Genomic DNA, 18,837 nt, shown 5'->3' on the forward strand with positions numbered 1-18,837 from the left:
ATCGCTCGCTCCCAGTGGTTAACCGCGTGCTTCCGATCTCCCATGGCTTGGCCCCCGCAATTCGCTGCGTTACCATCCGGCCCTCCCCACCGACCCTGCAAGGACGTCGCGATGAACCGAGTGCTGTATCCAGGCACCTTCGACCCGATCACCCGTGGTCACGGAGGGCTCATCGAACGCGCCTCCCGCCTGTTCGAACACGTCGTCATCGCCATTGCGGCCAGCCCGAACAAGAACCCGCTATTCCCGTTGGAACAGCGCGTGGAGCTCGCCCGCGAAGTCACCAAGCACCTGCCTAACGTATCGGTCGTAGGCTTTTCCAACTTGCTGGCTCATTTCGTCCAGGAGCAACAAGCCAATATCCTGCTACGTGGCCTGCGCGCAGTATCGGACTTCGAATACGAATTCCAGCTCGCGAACATGAACCGGCAGTTGGCACCGGGAGTGGAAAGCCTGTTCCTCACGGCACCGGAAACCCACTCCTACATCTCCTCGACGCTGGTTCGCGAAATTGCCAGGCTTGGCGGCGATATCAATCAGTTTGTGCACCCAGCTGTGGCCGAAGCGCTGACGGAACGCTTCAAAAAGACCTGAAAATCGACCATCCGGCATACTTGACGTGCACCGGCCTTACCGATACGGCACAATTGCGCCCCCGGTTTTCTGATGCCTAGGCCAAGCGTGCGGCAACGCAGTTGCGTGGCCAAGTCGTCGCGCGCAACGTGCCCCGAGACGTGGCAGGAGTCGAAGTATGTCCCTGAAAATCACTGACGATTGCATCAACTGCGATGTCTGCGAACCCGAGTGCCCAAATGGCGCGATCTCGCAAGGCGAAGAGATCTACGTGATCGATCCCAACCTGTGCACCGAGTGCGTGGGCCATTACGACGAACCGCAATGCCAGCAGGTGTGCCCGGTCGACTGCATCCCCCTCGATGACGCCCACGTCGAGAGCAAGGACGACCTGATGAAGAAATACCTAATCATCACCGGCAAAGCCTAAGCGCAGACCGTTGGACAGGGTTCGGGAAATGGGCGACTGTCCGCGGACGTGACATCGGGTTAAGGTACGGCGTCCTAACCGCCAAGACCGTCCCGATGCGCCGCTATCGTCTCGCACCGCTGTTTTTCGTTTTCTTTCTCGCGTTCAACGCACATGCCGAGTCTCCTGATCAAGCCGCCGTCGCCAGTGCGCACCCGGCTGCGACAGAAGCGGGCTTGGCCATTCTGGCGGAGGGCGGCAACGCGTTCGATGCTGCGGTCGCTGTCAGCGCCGCGCTCGCGGTTGTCGAACCTTACAGTTCCGGCTTGGGCGGCGGCGGTTTCTTTTTACTGCGACAAGCGGGTGAGCCCGCCACGTATCGTTTCCTCGACGCCCGTGAACGGGCGCCTCTGTCTTCGACAGCGAATCTCTATCGTCGGCAAGGCAAAGTCGAGCGTGACCTGTCGCTGAATGGCGCCCTGGCGGCCGCCATTCCTGGACTGCCTGCCGCACTGGTGGCCGTGAGCGAGCGCTATGGCACATTACCGTTGCCGCAAACCCTGGCGCCGGCCATTCGCCTGGCACGCAACGGCTTCGCCGTCGATCGCGTGTATCGAGAACGCGCTCAATACCGACTGGCGGCGTTACGCGATGATCCCGAGAGCGCCCGGCTTTTCCTCCATGACGGCGAGGTCCCTGAAGAAGGCTTCATCGTTCGCCAACCGGATCTCGCCGATACGCTGGAGGCCATCGCCCAAAGAGGACACGATGGCTTCTATAGCGGCGAACGCGCCGCCCGGATGATCAACGCCGTACGCAACGCCGGCGGCATCTGGGAAGCGGAAGACCTCGAACTCTACCGGACCGTTGAACGCGAACCGCTTCGTTATACCTTGGATGAAGAACGGACATTGATCACCGCACCGCCGCCCTCGGCGGGCGGTATCGCCCTGGCGCAAAGCCTGGGCATGCTGCGACATCTCCCGTGGCAGCACACGAACCGCCTGCAACGTAGCCACTACATCATCGAGGCCCTGCGCCGCGCCTACCGTGATCGCGGTGTATTGGGCGATCCCGACTTCGTCGAAATCCCCACTGCAGATCTGCTGAGCGAGACCTATCTAGCAAGGCTCGCTTCGAACATCGACCCCGCCCAAGCGACGCCGAGCAAGGACCTGCCGCCAGCCCCCGGCTGGACCGAAGGTGATCACACCACCCACTTTACGGTCATCGATAAACGAGGCCGTGCGGTTGCGGCAACGCTGTCGATCAACCTGCCTTTCGGCGCCGCCTTCACGGCAGCCGGAACCGGCGTGCTGCTGAACAATGAGATGGATGACTTTGCCGCGGACGTGGAAGGCGCCAATGCCTATGGGTTGAGCGGCAGCCAGGCGAATGCGATCAGTGCCGGGAAACGCCCGCTATCGAGCATGAGCCCGACCTTCATTGAAAGCGATGAGGCCTTCGCTTCGTTCGGTACACCGGGCGGATCTCGCATCCCCAGCATGGTCTTGCTCGCGATCATGGAATACCTGCAAGGCCATCCCGTGGAGGCCTGGGTCAGCACCCCTCGCTATCACCACCAATACCTGCCGGACATCGTTGAATACGAGCCTGGCGCATTCAGCCGCGACGACGAGCGGCAAATGGAAGGCAGGGGATATCAAATGAAAGCGCTAGCACGGCCTTACGGCAATCAGCATGTGCTGCTCTGGGATAAAGAATCGAGCAAGGTTCAGGCCGCGAGCGACCCACGCGGCGTAGGCGCTGCCCAGGTCAGGGATTAGAGGATGCCGAAGCATCCTCGACGGGATCAATCCTGACGGTTGTAGCCTGAGCGGGTGCAACCGAGGCAGCGCACGAAGGCTTCTTTACCTGGATCGACGACCAAGGCCTTTCCAGCCCTGCCAATACCGCCACCCGCGGCGGTGAAAGGCAGCGACACGACGAACACGCCGGCACCGATAACGGTGGCGCCAATCAACAGCGGGCGGGCAATAAGCAAGTCACCGATCATGGCGAACGCTGGCGGCGCATCCACCGAATACATCGGGTCACCGCTGATGTTTTCCTGAACCGCGTAGTCGGCCTGCGCGGGCATCGACGCAGCGCCCATGAGCAACGCCAGCCCGGCGACGGTAGTACGAAATGCTTTCATGACGGTGATCCCTCAACTCGTTCAACGTGCGGCGACTATAGCAGTCGCCAAGGGAATATTTTTCGCTTCGTCGCGCGGTCGTGACCGATCATCGTCAACGTTGGCATTTGACACAAAAAACGCTCGCGCGCTGGCCCAGGCGGATCTCTTTCAGGGTAAAACCGCAGCCTTTACAAAACTCGCCAGCACGCCCGTAAACGAATAGCTCCTGCTTGAAATAGCCGGGCTTGCCATCGCCGCCCACAAAATCCCGTAACGTCGTACCGCCCCGTTCAATAGCATAGGCAAGGATTCGCTTGATCGCGACCGCGAGCGCCTGATACCGCGCCCGAGAAATAGACCCTGCGGCCCGCCGCGGATCGATGCCGGCCGCATAAAGCGCCTCGCTTGCGTAGATGTTACCGACACCCACCACGACCGCGTTGTCCATAATGAACGGCTTCACCGCCATGCTTCGACCGCGGGACATTTGATAGAGGCGATCCCCGTCGAACGCGTCGGTCAAGGGTTCAGGTCCAAGGCTGCGAAGCAGCTCGTGTTGCAGCGGCGTCTGACTCCAGAGCATTGCCCCGAAACGCCGTGGATCGGTATAGCGGACGGACAGGCCGGACTCGAGCACAATATCTACATGTTCGTGCTTGGCTGCCGGCAGCCCCGACTCGACGATCCGCAGGCTTCCTGACATCCCGAGATGCACGATCAACGTCCCGGACTCTGCTTCAATCAGCAGGTATTTGGCGCGGCGTTCGACTCGCTGAATAACTTGGCCAGAAAGCCTGACGTCCAGGTCTTCCGGTATTGGCCAACGCAAACGCCGTTCGCGCACAACTACACGCTCGACGCGCTGACCTTCAAGATGAGGCGCGATGCCGCGCCGCGTGGTTTCGACCTCGGGTAATTCAGGCATAGCTCAATACAGGCGTTTCCGGTAGGGCCGCCACACTAGCAGAAAGAAAGCCAATGGGCCGCTGTGGCCGATCGAGTTGTAGGGTGGCGCACGGGGCTCCGCGCACCGTTCGTAGGGGCGGCCCTGGTTGCGTCAACGCGGGGATAGCCCTTCCAACGAGTCCTGGTCATTCCAGCGCGCGAAAAGCAGCCGTAGCCCTACGCGACACCCAACTCGCGGATGCTTTCCTTCAGATTCTGGAAGTCATAGTCCGAAAGCCCGAGATAATCGAGCACCAACGGGCCCACCACTTGCCATTCATGGTCATCGGACTGGCTGCCGAGCGTTCCATACGCGCCGCAAATATGTTCCGCCATCTTCAAAATGGCGAGCAGGTTTTTCAACTGCGTATCGCGGCCCGAGTCTTCGGAGAACAACGCCAAGGCATTGTGGTGATTGGCGATCGCCTCGCACAGATGCGGCGTGAGATTCCATGAACGCGCGGTGTAGTAACCGATGACCGCATGATTGGTGTTGAGCAGCTGGTTTTCGGTATCGACGATCCGGGTATCCGCGCTGCAGCGCGCGTACGCCTCTTCCAGCACATCCATGTAGTTCGGAAAGCGCTTGAGCATCAGCGGGACGCCGCAATCATGGAAAAGCCCGAGGGCATACGCCTCATCCACGGCTTGGATGCCGACCCGCTTGGCCAGCGTCAGGCACGTCATGGCAACGTCCTGAGCACTGTCCCAAAAGCGGTTAAGCGTCACGATCGTCTGATCGCTCATCTCACCCTTGATGGACTGCGCGTTGATGATGTTGATCACGCTATTGCAGCCCAGCAAGTTCACTGCGCGCTGGATGGAACTCACCTTGTTGGCCAGACCGAAGAAGGGAGAGTTGACGATTTTCAGCAGCGCGCCAGACAACCCTGGGTCTTGGCTGATCAAGCGCGCGATCGCCTTCAGATCAGGCGTCGGCATCACCTGCTCCATTTGCAAATCCACCATGATCTGGGGCTGCGGTGGAACACTGATGCCTTGCAATGCCTTGCGGATTTGTTCCGCCGAGAGTTCCTGGGACATGACTGCGCGCTAGTGACGAGGAAGACTGCACAAGTCTATCTCGACGCCGACGCCGGCGAATACGTGCAAGCGCAAGAAAGCCGATGCACGCGCCTTCCAGAGACTTTCCCGGAACTCGGGCTTCGCCTACGGACTCTCAGCAATTGAAGAATACAAAGACGGAGTTCCACTATGCGCAAGCAACTGATTGTCGCTTCACTCGCTGTGTGCCTGCCCGTGACCTCAGCACTAGCCGCCGGATGGCGCGACTTTGCGACCAGCGCAGGCATCTCGGCCTCGCTGTACTCGACCTTCCGCGACCACAAGATGGTCTACGCCGCCAAAGACGACGCCAGCAGCTTCGTTGCCAGCAATGGCGAGATTCGCGGGCCGTACCTGGAATCGGTGCTCAACCAGGTGCGTAGCGAAAATCCTGGCTCCACCGCCGACGACATGGAAATCGCTACGGCGATCCTGACTGCTCAGGAACCGGTAGCTGAACGCTAAGGCCTGAACTGCCAGCATCCGTTTTGCTGGCAGTCACTCCCAGAAGGAACGCAGACATGCGTAAATTCGTGATATTGGGCAGCGCGCTCCTGCTGGGCAGCGCCAACGTCATGGCCGATGGCCTTGTTCGGGACATCCTGTCTTCGGGCCTCACCACTGGCTCGACCTACCTGACCTTTCGTGACCATAAGCTGGTCGCGGCAGCTCGTGATGACGCGGGCAGCTATGTCGCCACCGACGGCAACATCCGCGGCCCCTATCTAGAGGCGGCCCTGCGTCAGATAAGAACCGCTCACCCAGACCTTCAGGCGAGCGATATGGAGCTGGCCTCGGCGATTGTTACGACTGAAGTCAACTAATGGCCTGAACAAAAAAGCCGAGGATTCCTCGGCTTCTCGATCGGTCGCGGAGTGAAGCTCCGAAGGGCATTCACCTTCGAGACGGCCGTAGGGGCGACTTCAGTCGCCTTCTTTTGCATGAGGGGTCACGGGTAATCAACGCCTACCGTTAGGCGACTAAAGTCGCCCCTACAGGCGTCCAAAAAATCGCCGGTATAGTCGCCCTGGCCGCCCTCACGGTAGCGTCGCAGGTGAAATCCCGAAGAGCTTCCACCTAAACCGCAGCAATACTGTCAACCCGCTAGCTGATAAAGCGCGTCGACAGCCAGAACAGCCCAGCCGATAGCGTCATCGATGTCGGCAACGTAAGAATCCACGCCAGCAAAATCGTTCTTACCGTGCTGCCCTGCAATCCACTGCGATTGGCGACCATGGTGCCCGCCACACCGGACGACAGCACGTGCGTCGTCGAGACTGGCAGGCTAAATACGTTCGCCATCCCGATCGCTGCGGCAGCCGTAATCTGCGCGGACATACCCTGCGCGTAAGTCATGCCTTGCTTGCCGATCTTCTCACCTACGGTCAGCACGACCCGCCGCCAGCCGACCATCGTGCCGATACCTAACGCGAGGGCCACGGCGATGATTACCCACAAAGGCGCGTATTCGGTCGTGGCCGTCAAATCCTTGCGCAAGCGGCTGAGATCGGAGCGATCCTCAGCCGTCAGGCTTGGCAGGGCGGAGACTTTCTTCGCGGTGTCATCCAGGCAAAGCAGGTAACGACGAACCTCGACCCGTCGCTCCGGCGCCAGATCGTGGTAATTGGCGACACCCTCGATGCCCGTGAGCAACGCGGTCAAGGTGGGTTCCGTCTGCGCCGGGTCGCATCGAAATTCCTTGGGCAGCTCGGTGGTCCGCTCCCCTTTGCCCAAGGCCAGGAACTCACCCAACGATTCTTCGTTACGGTTATAGAACGCCTGCAGGTGGATAGCCGCATCCCGCGTCCGGTCGATTTGATAGGTCGAGCTATCCAGGTTCAGCACGAAGTAGCCCGGCACGATGCCGATCAGGACCAGCATGATCAGGCCGATGCCCTTCTGACCATCGTTCGACCCGTGAACGAAGCTGACCGCCATGGCCGATAACACCAGCACCATGCGGTTCCAGAATGGCGGATGCTTTTTCTTCGGGCGTTGCTCGGGCGTCTTGTGCATCTTCGAATATGGGCGCCACTTCTTCAGGATCAGCAGAAGCACCGCCGCGACGATGAAGCCAGCCGTCGGCGAGAACAGCAGCGACAATCCGATGTCGATCGCCTTTTGCCAGTTGATGCCCTCGCCGAGCGGAATGTCGGTGATGAGCGCATTGGCGAGACCCACCCCGAGAATCGAGCCGATCAGCGTATGGGAGCTTGAAGCAGGGATGCCGAAATACCAGGTCCCGAGGTTCCAGGCGATGGCGGCCGCCAGGAGCGAGAACACCATTGCCAACCCATGCCCGGTATTGACATTGATGAGCAGTTCCACCGGCAGCAGATGCACGATGGCATAGGCCACGCCAACGCCGCCTAATAGAACGCCGAGAAAGTTGAATATACCGGAGGCAATTACCGCGAGGCGGGGCGGCATGGCCTTGGTATAGATCACGGTAGCTACCGCGTTGGCGGTATCGTGGAAGCCATTGATGAATTCGAACGCAAGAACGAACGCCAGTGCCAGAAACAGACTCAACAGCAACCAGCCGTGGAGCCCGCTGATCATTTCAAACATGGAGGATCAGGGCCTGTAGAGGTGTGGGCGCGAATTATGACAGAAATTGGACAGCCCGCATCCAGTCGCGCGCGATGTGCCGATCGTTGACGTGATCGGGAAGCCACCGACATGGGCAACACGGTCGTTCACTCGGCCTCTCGCCTGCGGGTTTGCGGCGAAGGCTAGCTCTAGGATTAGCGAACGCAGCGCGTCATTCGCTGCTGTCGCAAAACAAAAAAGCCAGAGCGCGAACTCGCGCGTCTGGCTTCTATTGCGTGCGGTCGACGGATCAACCGTTGTTGGCAGCCTGATAGGCGGCGGCGTCCAGCAGCTTGGACAGCTCACTTTCGTCGCTCGGCTTGAGCTTGAAAAACCAACTGCCGTAAGGATCGGTATTCACCGACTCAGGCGCATCGACAATGCTCTCATTGACCGCAAGCACCTCGCCGCTTACCGGCGCATAGATGTCCGAGGCCGCCTTGACCGACTCCACCACCCCCGCTTCCTGTCCAGCCGAGAGGGTACGCCCTACTTCGGGAAGCTCTACGAAGACAACGTCACCCAGTGCTTCTTGTGCATGATCGGAGATGCCGACCGTAACGGAGCCGTCCGCCTCCAGGCGTGCCCACTCGTGGCTAGTGGCGTAACGAAGATCGGCGGGTGTTTCGCTCATGGCTTGGGTCCTCGAAATGTCAGGCATCGTTGGTTTTCGAAAATGTAACACTTGCCGAGCGCTACCGGCAGCCCCGAACTGCGCTCTCGTTCATGCACGTGTCGGTGGTGACCTGTAAGAAACCACCGCTCAGATCAAAGGCCGCCCGTGGCGCACGAAATTAGGCTTAACGATACGTACGGGATGCCAACGCCCACGAATCTCGACTTCGGCGCGTTCGCCTGCACCCGCGGGAATACGTGCGAGCGCAATGGACTTTCCAAGCGTTGGCGAAAAACTGCCGCTGGTGATTTCACCTTCGCCGTCGCATTCCACCCGAACGACTTGTCGAGGGCGAAGCACACCGCGATCTTCCAGTACCAGCCCAACGAGTTGCGGCCAGCCGCCGGCAGCCAATTGGACGGCGAGCGCTTCACGCCCAACGAAATCGCGCTCACGGGGCTCCCAAGCCACCGTGGACGCCATGTTCGCAGTCAGTGGCGTGACTTCATCATTGATATCGGAGCCGTACAGATTGAACCCCGCTTCCAGGCGTAGCGTATCGCGCGCGCCCAGCCCAACGGGCCCGATACCTGCCCCAACCAGGTCACCGAAGAAACCAGCGGCTTGCTCCGCTGGGAGCATGATTTCCAGACCATCTTCACCGGTATAGCCCATTCGCGCGATGAACCAGCCATTCTCTTCTAGCCCCTGAAACGGCATCAGCTCAGTGATCAATGCCGCGCGACTTCTATCGAGAAGATCGATCGTACGTACCCTGGCGCTGGGACCCTGAATCGCCAAAAGCGCAACATCCGTGCGCTCACGCAGCTCTACCTGGAAATCGACCGCGATCGAATGCATCCACGCCAGATCTTTCTCGCGTGTGGCGGCGTTGACGACCAGGCGGTAGCCGAAGGGCATCAGGTACGCAATCAGATCATCGATGATGTAGCCATGCTCGTTCAGCATCGCGCTATAGAGGGCACGCCCTGGACGGTCGAGACGTTCGACATCGTTAGCGAGCAAACGGCGAAGGAAGACCTTGGCATCGGCACCATGGACGTCGATAACACACATGTGCGACACATCGAACACGCCGCAGTCGTTACGCACCTGGTGGTGTTCGTCGACTTGCGAGCCGTAATGAAGCGGCATATCCCAGCCGTTGAAATCGACCATCCGCGCTCCGAGAGCGAGGTGTTGATTATAAAGAGCAGTACGCTGACCCATGGGTGTCTCCTTCCGGGCAAAGCGATGCGATCGGCACGGCGCGCTCTACGGTTCCATCGATATGCGCACGACCTGTTGCCTGCTGTGCGTTGAAAATGGACCGGAGCTTGCCTCGAATGGGCGCGCATTGTAGCCGGATGACCCTGCTCAGTCATTGTCTAAACGCGACGCCAGCGAAGAGACTGTGAGCTGCTCCCCGAATGGCGCACGCTACTCTTGCGATAGGACCCGAAGAGGCTTGCGCCAGCGAAGGTTCCGGTGCTTGGGAGTGCCTGCCAGCCTCGATACCGCTCTGTCAGCGAATGTGTTTCACGGCATGAACGGAACGGTCAGCACCTTTGCTTGGCGCATGATCTTGGGCAGCGGCGCCAAAGCCCGCCAGCCGCCGCTTATGAAAAACGTTGCCTAGAATGGCCGCGCTAACGCGGGCAGGTCTCCCGTCAAACCGAGTGCTTGGCGTACGAACGCGCCTTTGGCACCTGGCAGCCCATCGACGAATTTCAGCCCTTGGTTACGCATCCACCGCAGGGGCAACGCGTCGGCCTGGAAAAGCCGCTCGAAACCTTCCATCGCCGCCATCATGGCAAGGTTGTGCGGCATCCGCCGCCGTTCGTAACGTCCGAGCGTACGAATGTCGGCCAAGGGCTCCCTGCGCGCTTGGGCCTGCAATAGTACTTCGGCCAGCACCGCGGCATCGAGAAGCCCAAGGTTCACGCCTTGCCCCGCTAACGGGTGAATGGTGTGGGCCGCATCGCCGATAAGCACCAGCCCTGGCTCGGTGTAGCGCTTGGCATGCCGCTGCCGAAGCGGGATGGACACGCGTTTACCGATCTCAAGCACTTCTCCCAGGGTATGCTCGAACGCACGGCCCAGCGCGTGCTGAAAGTCGGCATCCGCCAGCGCCATCAACCGTGTGGCTTCCTTTGGCGTCACGGACCAGACGATTGAACACCAGTGTTCTTCGCCTTGGCTTAAAGGCAGGAATGCCAGCGGGCCTTCTTCGGTGAAGCGCTGCCACGCGGTGAATCGATGAGGCTCGGCACAGCGCACGTTGGTCACGATGGCTTCGTGCAGATAATCCCACTCTCGGGTTTCCACACCGACCAAACGCCGGACGGCTGATCGTGCGCCATCGGCGGCGACCAACAACGGTGTGCGAATTTGCCGGTCGTCCTCGAAAGTCAGCAACCAACCGTCACCGGAGCGGCGCAACTGGGACAGGCGCGCATTGCCTTCGAGACGCGTCTCGCCTTTCCCCAGCTGTTCGACAAGGGCGTCTCTTACCACGCCATTCTCGACGATGTGCCCTAACCACTCGGCGTGGACGCTGTCCGCCGAGAAATGAATCTGCCCGGTTCCGCTGCCATCCCAGACGTGCATTTCCCGATAAGGACAGGCGCGGCGAGCGGCGATGCCGGGCCAGGCCTGCAAGCGTTCGAGAATCCGCTGGCTGGCGGCAGATAATGCACTGACGCGAGGATCGAATGGCTGCGTCGCATCGAAAGGCGGCACGGTCAACGGCTCACCATCGATCAGCAGGACGTCCAATCCATGCCCTTCGAGCGCCAGCGCCAGCGCGCTGCCCACCATACCGGCGCCGACAATGACCAGATCTGCCGTTTGCATGCTCATGTGCACTCCCTCATGAACGACCACGACCTATTCGCGACCCGAGCCCCATAGCCTGACGCGCGAACCAGCTCTTCGCCGGGGGCAGGAGGTCGAGCCCCAGCAACCCAAAGTTACGCCCAGCCACGACCGCAGCCTCACGATGGGCGAACATTCGTGTTAGCTGGTGGGAGAACCCGACGGTCAGGTATTGGTCGGCCAACTGCCCCTGGTGATAACGCTGCAATGTCGCGAAATCGCCGGGCGCCGTAGCGCCGCCTAGCAACGTATCCGCCAGCGCCTGAACGTCGCGCAAGGACAGGTTGAAGCCTTGCCCGGCCACTGGATGCAAGCTGTGGGCAGCGTTACCGAGCACAACCAGATGGGGGCGGACCTGCTCGGTCGACTCGATCAGCTCGAGCGGATAATGATAGCGGCTACCTACTTGAGTGAACGCACCCAGCCGATAGCCAAAGGCCTGCTGCAATTCATCAAGGAAGGTTTTTTCATCGCAGACCAGCAATCGCTGCGCTTCGGCAGGCAGGCGCGTCCAGACCAATGCGCTGCGATTGTCCGTAAGCGGCAGCAGCGCCATCGGACCTTCATCGCTGAAACGCTCGAAGGCCTGCCCACGGTGCGGTTCGCGGGTCGATACATTCGCGATTAATGCATGTTGATCGTAGGGCGTGCGGCGCGCATGGATACCCAATTGCTCCCGCAATGAGGACCGACCGCCGTCCGCAAGGACGACGAGCGACGCATTCAATTTGCTGCCATCGCGCAGGGCCAGCGAGTAACCGCCCTCGATTGCTGTCGCGCTGGCAACTTCGCTTGCACGGCGCCAGTGGATGACGTCGTCGTCCAGGGCGTCCCAGAGACACTGGCCGATCCAGGCATTTTCGACCACGTAACCCAAGGCGGGTACGCCTTCGTCCGCAGCGTTCAGGCGCGTGGCGCCGGCACGGCCTCGGTCGGAGACATGGATATGCGTGATGGGTTGCGCATGGCGTTCGATAGCGTGCCAGACGCCCGATCGCTGGTAGATCTGCCGGGCGCCGAACGACAGTGCGGATGAGCGCGCGTCGTAGCTAGGCTGGTAACCCTCGCCTGGCGGGTACGGTTCGATCAGCGCAATACGCCAACCCCTGGCACGTGCTCCGTCCTGAAGCGCTAGTGCCAGACTGGCACCGACCAGCCCACCGCCGACAATGGCGATATCGACATGCGAGGACTCAGGCGGCATCGGTTCGCGCGGCCGCCATCAAAGCTTCGATCTCCTCGACGGTCTTCGGCACACCGCCGGTCAGGATTTCGCAGCCTTTGCGAGTGACGACGACATCGTCCTCCACCCGAATACCGATACCCCGCCACTTCTTCGGTACGTCAGTATTGTCAGGGGCGATATAGATACCCGGCTCCACCGTCATCGCCATGCCGACTTCCAGCACGCGCCACTCGCCGCCGACCTTGTAGTCGCCAACATCGTGCACGTCCATGCCCAGCCAATGCCCGGCGCGGTGCATGTAGAACGCTTTGTAGGCACCGGCTTCGATCAGCGCCTCGACGTCACCCTTCAGCAGACCCAGCTTCACCAAGCCTGACGTGATCACGCGAACGGTCGCCTCGTGGGCCTCATTCCAGTGTTTACCAGGGCCGATGTGCTTGAACGCTTCCATATTGGCTTCGAGCACGATCTCGTAGATGGCGCGCTGCTCGGGCGAAAACCGGCCGCTCACGGGAAAGGTACGTGTGATGTCGCCGGCGTAGCAGTCGATCTCACAGCCCGCGTCGATCAAGACCAGATCACCCTCCCTGAGCGCCGCATCGTTTTCCCGGTAGTGCAGGATGCATGCGTTGCGGCCTGCCGCGACGATTGACCCGTACGCGGGCATCTTCGCGCCACCCTTGCGAAACTCGTACTCCAATTCGGCTTCAAGGTGGTATTCGAACAAGCCAGCGCGGCTGGCCTGCATCGCCCGGACGTGGGCTGCCGCCGACACTTCAGCCGCGTAGCGCATGACTTTGATCTCGGCCGCGGACTTGTACAACCGCATGTCATGCAATAGGTGGTCGAGGGCGACGTATTCATTAGGCGGCTGGGCGCCTTGTCGAGCCTTGGAGCGAATCGTGTTGATCCACTCCATCAGGTGATGATCGAACTCGGGATTGGTGCCAATCGCGTAATAGACCCGTTCACGCCCTTCGATAAGCCCCGGCAGGATCTCATCGATATCCCCGATGGGAAACGCATCGTCCGCGCCGAAGTCACGAATGGCGCCGTCCTGGCCTGCGCGCAGTCCATCCCATAATTCCCGCTCCGGGTCACGTTCGCGGCAGAACAGAATGTACTCACCGTGCTCGCGCCCAGGGATGAGGACCAGCACCGCTTCGGGTTCGGGGAAACCGCTCAGGTACTGGAAATCGCTATCTTGTCGGTAGACATGTTCGACATCGCGGTTGCGGATGTAAGTGGGTGCGGCGGGCAGGATGGCAATGCTGTTGGGCTCGAGCTGCTCCATCAGCGCCTTGCGCCGGCGGGCGTATTCCGACTTGGGGATGCGGATCATGCGCGCTCCTTAGGGACGATCGATTGCGGTTGGGGCTTGGTGATCAGTGCAGCGACGGTTTTTCAGCCGTTTCGACGGGCGCCCGGTTGCACTCAGCGTAGAGCAGCAAGGGCGCGACCCGCAGGTACTCCTGCACTTCCATGTAGTCGTTCTCGCCATCTTCGGACTCTTCCAAAGCGCCCTGCACCTGGGCGATGGCTGCGAGATCTTCGAGTACTTCCATCGATTCGGCAGACAGCGCCTTGTCGCCCGCGGCGACACCGAAGCCGCCCAGAAAGCCCTGGCACCATTGGCCCAGCGCAAGGGCGCGATCCTTGAGTGAACCCTCGTCGTCCGGCAGCAACAGCGCGATAGCCATGTCGTCACCGGTCAACTCGGCCTTGACCATTTCCTGTAAACCGATGAGCGCTTGGCGCAAGGCATCCTCGACTGGCGCACCCAAGAGTTCGGCGACATCTTCGAGCCAGGGCTCGGCGTCGAAACCGGCGCCAGCACAACTGCGGCCGAGCAACATTCCGTGCAATTCTGCAGGGGACACCTTGTGCCCGTGGCTGGTAATAAGAGCGGCAAACGCGGTGTAGGCAGAATCAGGAGTGGGCATATCGACTAGTCGGCACGGATGGGGGATGGCTAGAATAGGCCTCGTATCCTAGCACCGGCGGCAACGGCAAGACCATCGAGCTCGCCCGAGCCCCCCCTGGTTACGTTTCATTCTCTGTCCTCGCCGAGCGGGAGCCCATGGAAGACGCCGATCTACAAGCGCTCACCACGAAACTGGAACAGTTGATCCAGCGTGTCGAACAGCTCAAGTTGCACAACCGCGCCCTCCTCGCCAATGAGCGCAGCTGGCGCGAAGAGCGCGCTCATCTGATCGAGAAGAACGAATTGGCCCGAAGCAAAGTCGAAGCGATGATTTTGCGCCTCAAAGCCTTGGAGCAGGACTCATGAGCCAGTCAAATACCGTTACCGTACACATCCTCGACAAGGACTACTGCATCAGCTGCCCGGCAGATGAGCGCGCGAACCTGGAAAGCGCTGCCCGCTACCTCGACGGCAAGATGCGGGAGATCCGCACCAGCGGCAAAGTGATCGGGGCGGACCGCGTCGCCGTAATGGCCGCACTGAACATCACCCACGAACTACTGCATAAGCAAGATCGCATGGACCGCGAAGCCAACAGCACGCGCGACCAGGTCCGAAACCTGCTGGATCGTGTCGATCACGCGCTCGCCACTGATCAGGACGAGCCTCAGCGCTGACCCTTGATGAGTCGATTCGGGTATACTCCGCGCAGCTCCCTGGTGTGTGCGCCAGTTGGTCACGTCCCTCTCCCGATACGCAAAACCCCGGAGACTGCGCGTGTGACCTGTGTGCATGTCCGCCTGACGGAAAGCCTGATGGTTATCCGCAGTCCCCACCTTGAACTTTCGGGTTCAAGGGTCAAGCCGACAGCGGCACTTCGGGGAGTCCTTTCTTTTCCAGATGGTCTTGTTCGCATACCGCGCTGCGAGGCCCTGTGATTGCTCCCGCCGACACCCAACCGCTCAGCCGCGCGCAACTTCGCCGGAGGCTTCGCAGTGCCCGGCGCAGTCTTTCCAGCAGTGCGCAGAAGCGCGCATCGCGGCAGCTCTATCGGCTGCTGGCCCAGCATCCGGCGTTCCGCAGGACGAAGCATGTCGCGCTGTATCTCGCCAACGATGGCGAGATCGATCTTGGGCTTGTGCTCGCCGCAGCGCAGCGACGCGGCAAGGCGACTTATCTTCCCGTCTTGAACGCGTGGCCACGCACGCACATGGTCTTCCAGCGCGTGCGGCCGGGCGAACGTCTCGTTCGCAATCGTTTTCGAATTCGCGAGCCATTGCCGCAACCTGCGCGCCAGCGCAAGACATGGGCGCTCGGTCTCGTATTGCTGCCCTTGGTGGGGTTCGATGTCGACGGCGGACGCCTGGGGATGGGAGGCGGATTCTACGATCGCAGCCTGGCGTTCAAGATGAAGCGCAAGAACTGTCGGAAACCGGCGCTATTTGGCGTCGCGCATGAATGTCAAAAGGTCGGAAAGCTGCCGATCGCGGCGTGGGATGTACCGCTGGATGGGACGATAACGGACGCGGGCTGCTATACCCGCGCCTCGAGAACATTCGCTCAGCGCTGATTCTTCAACTGTTGATAGTACTGCGCGGCGTCACGCACGCCATCGCTGCCCCGCTCCCAGAAACTCTGTGTATAACCGGTCGTTACGACGCCAAGGCCAAAGATGATGACCAACACCCACAGCAGATCTGGTTTACGTTTTTTCATCGATTGCCTCCCCCTCAAAGGCAATAGCGTGAGCCGCTCGGTTGCATCCTCATCGAGAGGCTTGCTGCTACTCGAAGCGGCGGCATTTTCAGTGAAGAACCCCTGTCTTGCAATTTGATTGGCGACCGGTCGTCGCCGTAGAGCGAGACCGGATCATCCAGCAAAAAACGGAGCAATTGTCATGCCCAATTGGCTTATGAAATCCGAGCCCGATGAATTTTCGATTCGCGACCTCGAGCGCCTCGGTCAAGCCCGCTGGGACGGCGTTCGCAACTATCAGGCGCGCAACTTCATGCGTTCTATGGCCCGCGGAGACCGGTTCTTCTTCTATCACTCCAGTTGCCCGCAACCCGGCATTGCAGGCATCGGCGAAATCGTGCGCGAAGCTTATCCGGACCCCGCCGCCGTGGATCCGCAAAGCCCGTACCATGATCCAAAAGCCAGCGCGGAACGCAACCCTTGGAGTGCGCTCGACGTGGCGTTCATCGACGCGTTTACCGATGTCATCCCGCTGGCGGCACTCAAGGCAAATCCATCACTGGCCGAGCTTTCGCTCGTGAAAAAAGGCAGTCGCCTGTCGGTCATGCCGGTATCCGACAAGGAATGGCAGGCGATTCTAAAAATGGTCCGCCCGGCGTCTCACTGAACGATCAGGTTGTTGAACAGCAGATCATCAACCAGCGGCGCCCCTTCTTCCTGCTGAAGAATGCCCTGCACCTGCTTGAGTGCCTCCTGCCGCAGTTGCTCTTTGGATTCCACCGAGCCCAGCGTCGCGGCGGTTTGCTGCGAAAAGAGCATGACCAGTTGATTACGAATAAGAGGCTGGTGGTATTCCACCTTCTTCACCGCTTCTGGATCCTTCACCTGAAGGGCGACATCCGCCTTGAAATATTGCAGCTTCGGCCCTTCGCCGTAATTGCCCACCAGGGGCGGGAACAGGTTGACGTAGCTGACCTTGGGCGCAGCGCCCTCGGCAGGGGCAGCTTCTTCACTTGCCCATGCAGGCAACACCAACAGGCTCAACAAGAGCGCGACCGTAAATTTCAATTTCCACTCTCCAGAGAAAACCGCAGCGCTTTCGCAGCGAAGGAATCGGCGGGCCGAGATTCATCCAGGAGGAATGCTCGGGATCGATGACGGATTAGATCGGCAGCGACCACTGAGACTTGAGCGGCAGCGACGTCGCCTCACGCCTTACCGACTGGACGACCACAGACAATCAACAGGCGAACCCGCTCAGGTAACCAGCTTGTTACATGGTTGGTAAACCATGTAAGAATGCGCAGCGCTGCGCGTAGCCGCATCTTTTAATGACAATCAAAACCGAGCCGTGCCGATGCCTTTCTTCCTTTTTAGACGCTCTCCTGCGGGCCTTTCGCTTGCGCTTCTACTGACGACATTTTTTCTCCCGACTACCGCTTTCGCCGCCGATGTGGACGGGGCGCAAATGAGTTTGCTCTGGGTCGTTCCCTTTGCTGGCGTCCTGCTCAGCATCGCCTTGATGCCATTGTTTGCCGCGAACGTATGGCACCACCATTTCGGCAAGATCACCCTTGGCTGGACGTTGCTGTTCCTCGTTCCGTTCGCGTTCAACTTTGGTTTCGCACCCACACTCGAGTTGGGCGTACATGTATTTCTGGCCGAGTACATCCCCTTCATCATCCTGCTCTTCACGCTGTTCACCATCTCCGGCGGCATTCTGGTGCAAGGCAACCTGCACGGCTCCGCGAAGCTGAATACCGGATTGCTCGCCCTCGGCACCGTACTGGCGTCGATCATGGGAACGACGGGCGCCGCCATGTTGCTGATCCGCCCCCTGTTGCGCGCCAACGACAACCGCAAGCACAACGTCCACGTCGTCGTGTTCTTCATCTTTCTCGTGGCTAATATCGGCGGCGGGCTGACACCACTGGGCGATCCGCCGTTGTTCCTGGGTTTCCTCAAGGGCGTCGATTTCTTCTGGACGCTGGAGCACATGGCGCTGCCGGTGCTGATATTGGCCGTGCCGCTGCTAGTGATCTTTTACGGGTTGGACCGTTACCTGCTATCCCGCGAAGATGAAGTGAACGGCGACGATCCCACGCCGGATGAACCCCTCAAATTGCTGGGCAAGGTCAACTTCCTGCTGTTGGGCGGTGTGGTCGCAGCGGTGCTGATGTCCGGCACTTGGAAGCCCGGCATCCACTTCGATGTACTTGGCACCGAAGTCGCGCTGCAAAGCATCCTGCGTGACGTGATCCTGCTGGTATTGGCCGTTATCTCCCTGGCCATCACCTCGCGCAAGGTCCGCCAGGACAATGAATTCGAATGGGGCCCGATCCAGGAAGTCGCCAAGCTCTTCTCTGGAATTTTCCTGACCATCGCCCCGGTGATCGCCATCCTCAAAGCCGGCACTCACGGACACCTGGCCGGCGTCGTCAATGCCGTCACGAACGCACAGGGCAACCCCATCGACGTCATGTACTTTTGGATGAGCGGGACACTGTCGGCCTTCCTCGATAACGCACCCACTTACCTGTTGTTCTTCAACATGGCGTCCGGCGATGCCGAGGTGATGATGAAGTCGCTGACGTCAACGCTGCTCGCGATCTCCATGGGCTCCGTGTTCATGGGCGCCATCACTTACATCGGCAACGCGCCGAACTTCATGGTGAAGGCAATCGCCGAGCAGCGCGGCGTGAAGATGCCGAGCTTCTTTGGCTACATGCTATGGTCGTGCGGGCTCCTGCTGCCTCTGCTGGTGGTGCTTATGTTAGTCATGCTTTGAGCGGGGCCACACTGAACGTTCCTTAAC

General features: G+C 60.2%; 22 protein-coding genes and 1 other RNA gene. 11 read left to right on the top strand and 12 right to left on the bottom strand.

The window, feature by feature from the left end:
* Positions 1-111: 111 nt before the first annotated feature.
* From coaD to ggt, 3 genes are all read left to right on the top strand, one after another.
* Entirely contained in the window at positions 112-594 is a 483-nt protein-coding gene (coaD, locus tag IEY47_RS15570) for a pantetheine-phosphate adenylyltransferase (protein WP_188984296.1), read from the top strand.
* 157 nt (positions 595-751) lie between these two features.
* A complete protein-coding gene (locus IEY47_RS15575; RefSeq protein WP_188984298.1) occupies positions 752-1,003 on the top strand; it encodes a YfhL family 4Fe-4S dicluster ferredoxin in 252 nt (83 codons plus the stop codon).
* A gap of 95 nt (positions 1,004-1,098) precedes the next feature.
* The gene (ggt, locus tag IEY47_RS15580; RefSeq protein ID WP_188984300.1) at positions 1,099-2,769 is read left to right on the top strand and encodes a gamma-glutamyltransferase; all 1,671 of its coding nucleotides are present in this window, start codon (positions 1,099-1,101) and stop codon (positions 2,767-2,769) included.
* A gap of 26 nt (positions 2,770-2,795) precedes the next feature.
* On the opposite strand, the gene IEY47_RS15585 is transcribed toward ggt, so the two are convergent.
* The 3 genes from IEY47_RS15585 to IEY47_RS15595 form a co-directional block, all read right to left on the bottom strand.
* Positions 2,796-3,140: a multidrug transporter gene (locus tag IEY47_RS15585; RefSeq protein ID WP_188984302.1), complete on the bottom strand. Its 345-nt coding sequence runs from the start codon at positions 3,138-3,140 to the stop codon at positions 2,796-2,798.
* Positions 3,141-3,234: 94 nt separating this feature from the next.
* Positions 3,235-4,047, bottom strand: coding sequence for a bifunctional DNA-formamidopyrimidine glycosylase/DNA-(apurinic or apyrimidinic site) lyase (mutM, locus tag IEY47_RS15590; protein WP_188984303.1), 813 nt, complete (start codon positions 4,045-4,047; stop codon positions 3,235-3,237).
* Positions 4,048-4,244: 197 nt separating this feature from the next.
* Positions 4,245-5,111 carry an HDOD domain-containing protein gene (locus IEY47_RS15595; protein ID WP_188984305.1) on the bottom strand — a complete coding sequence of 289 codons (867 nt, stop codon included), beginning with the start codon at positions 5,109-5,111 and terminating at the stop codon, positions 4,245-4,247.
* Positions 5,112-5,282: 171 nt separating this feature from the next.
* Between IEY47_RS15595 and IEY47_RS15600 the strand changes: the two genes are divergently transcribed.
* Complete coding sequence (locus IEY47_RS15600; protein WP_188984307.1) at positions 5,283-5,597, top strand: DUF2388 domain-containing protein; 315 nt, start codon at positions 5,283-5,285, stop codon at positions 5,595-5,597.
* 56 nt (positions 5,598-5,653) lie between these two features.
* On the top strand, positions 5,654-5,956 hold the full coding sequence (locus tag IEY47_RS15605; protein WP_188984309.1) for a DUF2388 domain-containing protein: 303 nt from the start codon (positions 5,654-5,656) through the stop codon (positions 5,954-5,956).
* A gap of 280 nt (positions 5,957-6,236) precedes the next feature.
* Here the strand turns inward: IEY47_RS15605 and IEY47_RS15610 are convergent, their stop codons facing one another.
* The 7 genes from IEY47_RS15610 to IEY47_RS15640 form a co-directional block, all read right to left on the bottom strand.
* Complete coding sequence (locus IEY47_RS15610) at positions 6,237-7,703, bottom strand: inorganic phosphate transporter (RefSeq protein WP_188984311.1); 1,467 nt, start codon at positions 7,701-7,703, stop codon at positions 6,237-6,239.
* Between the two features lie 271 nt (positions 7,704-7,974).
* Positions 7,975-8,358, bottom strand: a complete 384-nt coding sequence (gene gcvH, locus IEY47_RS15615) for a glycine cleavage system protein GcvH (protein ID WP_188984313.1) — start codon at positions 8,356-8,358, stop codon at positions 7,975-7,977.
* 129 nt (positions 8,359-8,487) lie between these two features.
* On the bottom strand, positions 8,488-9,570 hold the full coding sequence (gcvT, locus tag IEY47_RS15620) for a glycine cleavage system aminomethyltransferase GcvT (RefSeq protein WP_188984315.1): 1,083 nt from the start codon (positions 9,568-9,570) through the stop codon (positions 8,488-8,490).
* Between the two features lie 405 nt (positions 9,571-9,975).
* The gene (locus tag IEY47_RS15625) at positions 9,976-11,196 is read right to left on the bottom strand and encodes a 2-octaprenyl-3-methyl-6-methoxy-1,4-benzoquinol hydroxylase (RefSeq protein WP_373293617.1); all 1,221 of its coding nucleotides are present in this window, start codon (positions 11,194-11,196) and stop codon (positions 9,976-9,978) included.
* 16 nt (positions 11,197-11,212) lie between these two features.
* The gene (gene ubiH, locus IEY47_RS15630) at positions 11,213-12,421 is read right to left on the bottom strand and encodes a 2-octaprenyl-6-methoxyphenyl hydroxylase (RefSeq protein ID WP_188984319.1); all 1,209 of its coding nucleotides are present in this window, start codon (positions 12,419-12,421) and stop codon (positions 11,213-11,215) included.
* A complete protein-coding gene (gene pepP / locus IEY47_RS15635) occupies positions 12,411-13,745 on the bottom strand; it encodes a Xaa-Pro aminopeptidase (RefSeq protein WP_188984321.1) in 1,335 nt (444 codons plus the stop codon). Before pepP ends, ubiH begins: the two co-directional genes overlap by 11 nt.
* A gap of 43 nt (positions 13,746-13,788) precedes the next feature.
* The gene (locus IEY47_RS15640) at positions 13,789-14,346 is read right to left on the bottom strand and encodes a YecA/YgfB family protein (protein ID WP_188984323.1); all 558 of its coding nucleotides are present in this window, start codon (positions 14,344-14,346) and stop codon (positions 13,789-13,791) included.
* A gap of 137 nt (positions 14,347-14,483) precedes the next feature.
* Here IEY47_RS15640 and IEY47_RS15645 point away from each other — a divergent pair, with 137 nt between their 5' ends.
* The 4 genes from IEY47_RS15645 to IEY47_RS15660 all read left to right on the top strand — a co-directional run bounded on the left by IEY47_RS15645 (position 14,484) and on the right by IEY47_RS15660 (position 15,897).
* On the top strand, positions 14,484-14,693 hold the full coding sequence (locus IEY47_RS15645; RefSeq protein WP_188984325.1) for a TIGR02449 family protein: 210 nt from the start codon (positions 14,484-14,486) through the stop codon (positions 14,691-14,693).
* The gene (locus IEY47_RS15650) at positions 14,690-15,004 is read left to right on the top strand and encodes a cell division protein ZapA (RefSeq protein ID WP_188984327.1); all 315 of its coding nucleotides are present in this window, start codon (positions 14,690-14,692) and stop codon (positions 15,002-15,004) included. Before IEY47_RS15645 ends, IEY47_RS15650 begins: the two co-directional genes overlap by 4 nt.
* A 33-nt stretch (positions 15,005-15,037) precedes the next feature.
* A non-coding RNA gene (gene ssrS, locus IEY47_RS15655) (6S RNA) lies at positions 15,038-15,215 on the top strand.
* A 46-nt stretch (positions 15,216-15,261) separates the two neighbouring features.
* Positions 15,262-15,897: a 5-formyltetrahydrofolate cyclo-ligase gene (locus IEY47_RS15660; protein ID WP_229779469.1), complete on the top strand. Its 636-nt coding sequence runs from the start codon at positions 15,262-15,264 to the stop codon at positions 15,895-15,897.
* Here IEY47_RS15660 and IEY47_RS15665 read toward each other — a convergent pair.
* A complete protein-coding gene (locus tag IEY47_RS15665; protein ID WP_188984329.1) occupies positions 15,888-16,043 on the bottom strand; it encodes a hypothetical protein in 156 nt (51 codons plus the stop codon). The genes IEY47_RS15660 and IEY47_RS15665 overlap by 10 nt on opposite strands.
* Positions 16,044-16,224: 181 nt before the next feature.
* Here IEY47_RS15665 and IEY47_RS15670 point away from each other — a divergent pair, with 181 nt between their 5' ends.
* Positions 16,225-16,689: an EVE domain-containing protein gene (locus IEY47_RS15670; protein ID WP_188984330.1), complete on the top strand. Its 465-nt coding sequence runs from the start codon at positions 16,225-16,227 to the stop codon at positions 16,687-16,689.
* On the opposite strand, the gene IEY47_RS15675 is transcribed toward IEY47_RS15670, so the two are convergent.
* The gene (locus IEY47_RS15675) at positions 16,683-17,090 is read right to left on the bottom strand and encodes a flagellar basal body-associated FliL family protein (RefSeq protein WP_188984332.1); all 408 of its coding nucleotides are present in this window, start codon (positions 17,088-17,090) and stop codon (positions 16,683-16,685) included. The two genes, IEY47_RS15670 and IEY47_RS15675, sit on opposite strands and share 7 nt — an antisense overlap.
* 400 nt (positions 17,091-17,490) lie before the next feature.
* Between IEY47_RS15675 and IEY47_RS15680 the strand changes: the two genes are divergently transcribed.
* Positions 17,491-18,810 carry a sodium:proton antiporter gene (locus tag IEY47_RS15680; RefSeq protein WP_229779471.1) on the top strand — a complete coding sequence of 440 codons (1,320 nt, stop codon included), beginning with the start codon at positions 17,491-17,493 and terminating at the stop codon, positions 18,808-18,810.
* The last annotated feature ends 27 nt before the right edge of the window (positions 18,811-18,837 follow it).

This window comes from Pseudomonas matsuisoli (assembly GCF_014647635.1).
In the GTDB taxonomy this organism is placed as follows: Bacteria; Pseudomonadota; Gammaproteobacteria; order Pseudomonadales; family Pseudomonadaceae; genus Pseudomonas_P; species Pseudomonas_P matsuisoli.